This is a genomic window from Cryobacterium sp. RTC2.1 (assembly GCF_035018685.1).
Taxonomy (GTDB): domain Bacteria; phylum Actinomycetota; class Actinomycetes; order Actinomycetales; family Microbacteriaceae; genus Cryobacterium; species Cryobacterium glucosi.
This window is the reverse complement of record NZ_JASJXJ010000197.1, coordinates 1-5,941: the sequence shown is the minus strand read 5'-3', so window position 1 is coordinate 5,941 and position 5,941 is coordinate 1. Positions and strand designations below refer to the sequence as shown.

Sequence of the window (5,941 nt, the reverse complement as noted above, 5' to 3'; positions counted from 1 at the left end):
TCACCGCGCTCGGCCCGTTCACGATCGACCTCTACCTGCCCGCGTTCCCCACGCTCGAGAGCGAACTCGGCGTCTCGGCTGCGGCCATCCAGCTCACCCTGACCGGGACCATGATCGGCTTCGGCTTCGGCCAGCTCGTCGTCGGGCCGTGGAGCGACCGGGTCGGTCGCCGCCTGCCTCTGCTCCTCGCGACCGGGTTCCATATCCTTGCCAGCGTCGGCGCCGCACTGTCCCAGGACATCGTCTGGCTCGGCGTCTTCCGGGTGCTGATGGGCTTCGGCGCGGCGGCGGGCGCGGTCGTCGCCCTCGCGATGGTGCGTGACCTGTTCGGCGGCAAGCCGCTCGTGCGGATGCTGTCCCGGCTCGCCCTGGTCAGCGGGCTCGCCCCCGTGCTCGCCCCGGTGATCGGGTCGCAGCTCCTCCTCGTGATGAGCTGGCGCGGCATCTTCTGGGTGCTCGCCGGCTACGGCGTCGTCGTCGTGGTGGCGGTCGCGTTCCTGATCGTCGAAACCCTCCCGACGCTGGAACGCCACGCCTCCGGGCACAACACGCTCGCCCAGCGCTACCGGGCCGTGCTCGGCGACCGCACCTTCGTCGGGGTCGCGATCATCGGGGCGATGACCTTCACCGGGCTGTTCTCCTACCTCTCCGCCTCGCCCTTCCTGTTCCAGCAGGTGTACGCGTTCAGCCCGCAGCAGTACGGGGTGCTGTTCGCGGTGAACTCGCTCGGCATCGTCGCGGGCGTGCAGCTCTCCTCTGTGCTGATGCACCGTTTCAACGTCGCCCCGCAGTGGATCATCGCCGTATCGACGATCGTGCTGCTCACGGCGGCGATGGCGATCCTCGTGCTCGACCGCGCCGGCACCGGCCTCTGGGGCACCCTCGTTCCGCTCTGGGTGTTCATCGCCGCGTGCGGCTTCACCTTCCCGTCGGCGCAGGTGATCGCGCTGGATGCGCACGGTCACGAGGCCGGGACCGCCGCGTCGCTGCTCGGCGCGGCCAACTTCGGGGTCGCGGGGCTGATCTCCCCGATCGTCGGACTGCTCGGGGTGGGCACCGCCGTGCCGATGTCCGCGGTGATGGGCGTGACGGCCGTTGTCTCGATCGTCGTGCTGTGGACCCTCGTGCGGCCGCGGTCGCTCGGGACGCTCGACGCGGCCTGAACCGCGCGGCCCGCGCCGGGCGCTACGTAGGCTGGACGCAGGTGCGACCTGGCACCCTGGGGACTCTCGATGCAGCCGGACCCGGCCCGCGGCATCCTGACTCGCGGGAAACCGAGCAAAGGACCCCGCCCTGACCACCGAATCACTGACCGTGATCACCGCAGCAGACCTGCGGGCGACCGGGAGGCACCCGGGTGATGCGCTGTCCCGCAGGCAGCGGCTCGTCTACGTGCTCATTCTCGGCGCGCTCACGGCGCTCGGCCCGTTCACGATCGACCTGTACCTTCCCGCGTTCCCGACACTGCAGAGCGAGCTCGGCGTCTCGGCGGCCGCCATCCAGCTCACCCTGACCGGCACCATGGTCGGGTTCGGGCTCGGCCAGCTCATCGTCGGGCCGTGGAGCGACAAGGTCGGCCGCAGACTGCCGCTCATGCTCGCGGCCGGCTTCCACATTGCGAGCAGCGTCGGCGCCGCGCTCTCGCCCGACATCGTCTGGCTCGGTGTCTTCCGCGTGCTGATGGGCTTCGGTGCCGCGGCGGGCGTCGTCGTCGCCCTCGCCATGGTGCGCGACCTGTTCGGCGGCAAGCCGCTCGTGCGGATGCTGTCCCGACTGGCCCTGATCAGCGGACTCGCGCCCGTTGTCGCGCCTGTTCTCGGCTCGCAGCTGCTGCTCGTGATGAACTGGCGCGGCATCTTCATCGTTCTCGCCGGGTACGGCGCTGTCGTGATCGCCGCGGTCGCCATCTGGATCGTCGAGACCCGGCCGGTGAACGAGCGCCACCACGCCGGGCACAGCACCCTCGGCCAGCGTTACCGGGCGGTGCTCGGCGACCGCACCTTCGTCGGGGTCGCGATCGTCGGAGCGATGACCTTCACCGGGCTGTTCTCCTACCTGTCGGCATCGTCGTTCCTTTTCCAGCAGGTCTACGCGTTCACGCCGCAGCAATACGGGGTGTTGTTCGCGGCGAACTCCCTCGGCATCGTCGTCGGGGTGCAGACGAGCTCCCGGCTGATGCACCGCCACAACGTCGCCCCGCAGTGGATCCTGGCCTGCTCGACCGCCGCGCTCGCCGTGTTCGCGACCCTGATGCTCGTGCTCGGCCTCGTCGACGCCGGGCTCTGGGGCGTGATCGTGCCGCTCTGGTTCTTCATCGCGGCGTGCGGATTCACCTTCCCCTCCGTGCAGGTGATCGCGCTCAACGCGCATCCGCACGAAGCGGGCACGGCGGCGTCCCTCCTCGGGGCGGGCAACTACGGGCTCGCGGGTCTCGTCTCGCCGGTCGTCGGAATGCTCGGGGTCTCGACCGCGGTGCCGATGGCCGCGGTCATGCTCGGGACCGCGCTCGCCTCGGTGTGCTCCCTGTGGTTCGTGTTGCGCCCGCGGACGGTCCCGCGCCTCGCCCACTGAGCGCGCCCGCCGGGCAGCTGCGGCCGGTGCGGACAACTGCGGCCGGTGCGGCCGACTGTGGCTCGCGCACGGGCAACAGGTGTCCGTGGCGGGAACGGGTGCGGGGGTCCGCCCCGAGGTCGGCCTAACATAGCCTGATGGACGATGACAGCGCCCGCGCACCCGAGCCAGACCCTGCACCCGCCGTCGCCCCGGAAACCGCGGCGGCCCCGGCGGCGCGACGCGTCGCCCGGCGCTGGCCTCTCCTCAGCGGTCTCGTGGCGGTACTCCTTGCCGCGGGCCTCGGCGCCCTGATCGTCTTTCGCGACAACGGGAATCCGCTCGTTATCGACACAGAGTGGATGGCCGAGATCATCGAGCACCGGGCGCCGATCTGGGAGTACGCCTCGCTCGTGATGAACTTCCTCGGCGCGGGAATCGCCGGGGTCGTGATCATCCCGGTCCTGATCCTGGTGGGACTGCTCCTGCTGAAACGTCCCTGGGCGGCGGGCTACCTCCTGGTGGCAACGATCGTCAGTTCCGGGCTCGTACAACTTCTCAAGAACCTGTTCGGCCGCGCCCGCCCTCAGGACATGCTGGTCACCAGCGATTTCGGTTCATTCCCCTCCGGGCATGTAGCGAATGCGGCGACGATGGTCGTCTGCCTCGCCCTGATCTTCCCGAAGGTGTGGGTCTGGGTGACCGGCGCGGTCTGGGCCGTCGCGATGATGGTCAGCCGCACCTACCTCGGCGCGCACTGGCTCACCGACACCATCGGCGGCCTGCTGCTCGGCATCGGCGTCGCCGTGCTGCTCTGGGCGCCCCTCGCCGCGAAACTGGACGGCGAGCGCCGGCTGGCCCGCCGGCATCCGCCCGCCCCAGAACCGGTTCGGCACCCCTTGTGAGGCTTGTGTACCCGGGACGGGTGTTTCGGGCCGTTTGAGGCGAAAATTCCGTCGAATTGGTCGGGATGCGGGGCAGACAACGGCGGATGAGCGCGGTAGCGTCATCGAATGAGAATCCTCCTTGTCGGGGCGGGCGGCGTCGGAGACGCGTTCGCGAAGATCATCGCCCGCCGGTCGTTCTTCGAGCGGGTGATCGTGAGCGACTATGACATCGGCCGGGCGGAACGGACGATCGCCGCCGTCGCAGCGAAGTACGGTGACGAGAGCGCGGCCCGCTTCACAGCGGCCCAGATCGATGCGGGGGATCCGGACCGCGTCGCATCCGTCGCCCGGGAACACGGCGCGACGCACGTGATGAACGCGGTCGAGCCGAAGTTCGTGCCGAGCGTGTTCGCCGGGGCGCTCGCCGCAGGCTGCGACTACCTCGACATGGCGGCGAGCCTTTCCGAGCCGCACCCGACCGACCCGTACCACGAGACCGGCGTCAAGCTCGGCGACGACCAGTTCGCGCTCGCCGCAGACTGGGAGACCGCCGGGCGGCTCGCCCTCGTCGGGATGGGCGTCGAGCCGGGGCTGTCCGACGTGTTCGCCCGGTACGCCGCAGACCACCTGTTCAGCGAGATCGACGAGCTCGGTACCCGCGACGGCGCCAATCTCGTCGTGCGCGACGAGTCCGGTGCCGAGATCTTCGCGCCCTCGTTCAGCATCTGGACCACGATCGAGGAGTGCCTGAACCCGCCGGTGATCTTCGAGAAGGACCGCGGCTGGTTCACGACGCCGCCGTTCAGCGAACCGGAGATCTTCGACTTCCCGGAGGGGATCGGCCCGGTCGAGTGCGTGAATGTCGAACACGAAGAGGTGTTGCTGATGCCGCGCTGGCTCGACGCGAAGCGGGTCACCTTCAAGTACGGGCTCGGTGAGGAGTTCATCGGCGTGTTGCAGACCCTGCACCGCCTCGGCCTCGACAGCGTGACCCCGGTGCGGGTGCGCAGTGAGTCCGGGCCCGTCTGGGTCGCGCCCCGCGACGTCGTCGCGGCGAGCCTGCCCGACCCTGCCACGATCGGACCCCGGATGACCGGGAAGACCTGCGCCGGAGTCTGGGTCACGGGCACAGGGGTCGATGGGGAGCCGCGCGAGGTGTACCTGTACCACGTGAGCGACAACGAGTGGACGATGCGCGAGTACGACGCCCAGTGCGTGGTCTGGCAGACCGCCCTCAACCCCGTGATCGCCCTCGAACTGCTCGCGACCGGCGCCTGGAGCGGACTCGGTGTGCTCGGTCCCGAGGCGTTCGACGCGAAACCGTTCCTCGACCTGATGAGCGCGAGCGAGGAATCCGGTGGATATGGCGAGCCCTGGGGGATGGAAGACCGGCTGGTGCTGCCCGCTTCCGCGGCCGACCCGGCATGATCAACGGCGAGGTCTCGTTCTGGTGGAACCAGCTCGGCCGGCCGACGCAGCGTCCGCGGCTACCCGGTGCTCTCCGCGCCGACGTCTGCATCGTCGGCGCCGGCTACACCGGACTCTGGACCGCCTACTACCTGAAGAAGGCGGCGCCCGGCCTGCGCATCGTGATCCTCGAGCAGCGTTTCGCCGGTTACGGGGCCTCCGGGCGGAACGGCGGCTGGCTGACGAACTCGATCACGGGAGGACGCGAGCAGTATGTCGCCACCCACGGGCGGGACTCCGCGGCCCGGTTCCAGACCGCGATGAACGACACCGTCGACGAGGTGATCCGGGTCGCCGCAGCCGAGGGCATCGACGCCGACATCGTCAAGGGCGGCGAGTTCACCGTGGCGTGCGACGTGCCCCAGCAGCGGCGGCTCGAGGCGAGCGCCCGGGCCGAACAGGAGTGGGCGGAAACGGATGTCGAGCTCCTGACGGCCGCGGAGGCATCCGTTCGCGTGAACGTCGTCGGAGCCACGGGAGCGATGTGGCACCCGCACTGCGCTCGCATCCACCCGGCGAAACTCGCCGCCGGACTCGCCGGGGTCGTCGAGGCGCTCGGCGTCGAGATCTACGAGGACACCACGGTCATCGAGATCACGCCGCACCGAGCGGTCACGGCGCGCGGGGTCGTCGCCGCCGACGTCGTCGTGCGGGCGACCGAAGGCTTCACCGCGGGACTGCGCGGCCTGCACCGGGCCTGGCTGCCGATGAACTCGTCGCTGATCGCGACGGCGCCGCTCGCGCCGGCGGTCTGGGAGAGCATCGGCTGGGACGCTTGCGAGACCCTCGGCGACATGGCGCACGCCTACATGTACGCCCAGCGCACCGCCGACGACCGCATCGCGATCGGCGGCCGCGGGGTGCCGTACCGGTTCGGGTCGCGGACGGACTCCGACGGGCACACCCCTGCGGGCACGGTCGACGCGCTGCGCGGCATCCTCAACCGGTTCTTCCCCGCGACGACAGGGGTGACGATCGACCACGCCTGGTCCGGCGTGCTCGGGGTTCCTCGGGACTGGGCCGCGACGGTCGGCCTC

General features: G+C 70.2%; 5 protein-coding genes. All 5 read left to right on the top strand.

The genetic code is table 11. The features are described 5' to 3' along the window. On the top strand, nt 1–1,163 hold a 1,163-nt coding region (locus QN357_RS17345), incomplete at its 5' end, for a multidrug effflux MFS transporter (RefSeq protein WP_323505270.1). A gap of 151 nt (nt 1,164–1,314) precedes the next feature. Further along, nucleotides 1,315–2,571, top strand: coding sequence for a multidrug effflux MFS transporter (locus QN357_RS17340; RefSeq protein ID WP_323505269.1), 1,257 nt, complete (start codon nt 1,315–1,317; stop codon nt 2,569–2,571). A 137-nt stretch (nt 2,572–2,708) separates the two neighbouring features. After that, complete coding sequence (locus QN357_RS17335; RefSeq protein ID WP_323505268.1) at nt 2,709–3,455, top strand: phosphatase PAP2 family protein; 747 nt, start codon at nt 2,709–2,711, stop codon at nt 3,453–3,455. Between the two features lie 108 nt (nt 3,456–3,563). Further along, nucleotides 3,564–4,865, top strand: coding sequence for a saccharopine dehydrogenase family protein (locus tag QN357_RS17330; RefSeq protein ID WP_323505267.1), 1,302 nt, complete (start codon nt 3,564–3,566; stop codon nt 4,863–4,865). Next, nucleotides 4,862–5,941, top strand: a 1,080-nt coding sequence (locus QN357_RS17325; RefSeq protein ID WP_323505266.1) for an FAD-dependent oxidoreductase, incomplete at its 3' end; no start/stop codon positions are given. The genes QN357_RS17330 and QN357_RS17325, both read left to right, overlap by 4 nt.

Bases quoted from the DNA above. Each gene is read 5' to 3' on its own strand.
- QN357_RS17335 (WP_323505268.1), top strand. From the start codon at position 2,709: ATGGACGATGACAGCGCCCGCGCACCCGAGCCAGACCCTGCACCCGCC.
- QN357_RS17330 (WP_323505267.1), top strand. From the start codon at position 3,564: ATGAGAATCCTCCTTGTCGGGGCGGGCGGCGTCGGAGACGCGTTCGCG.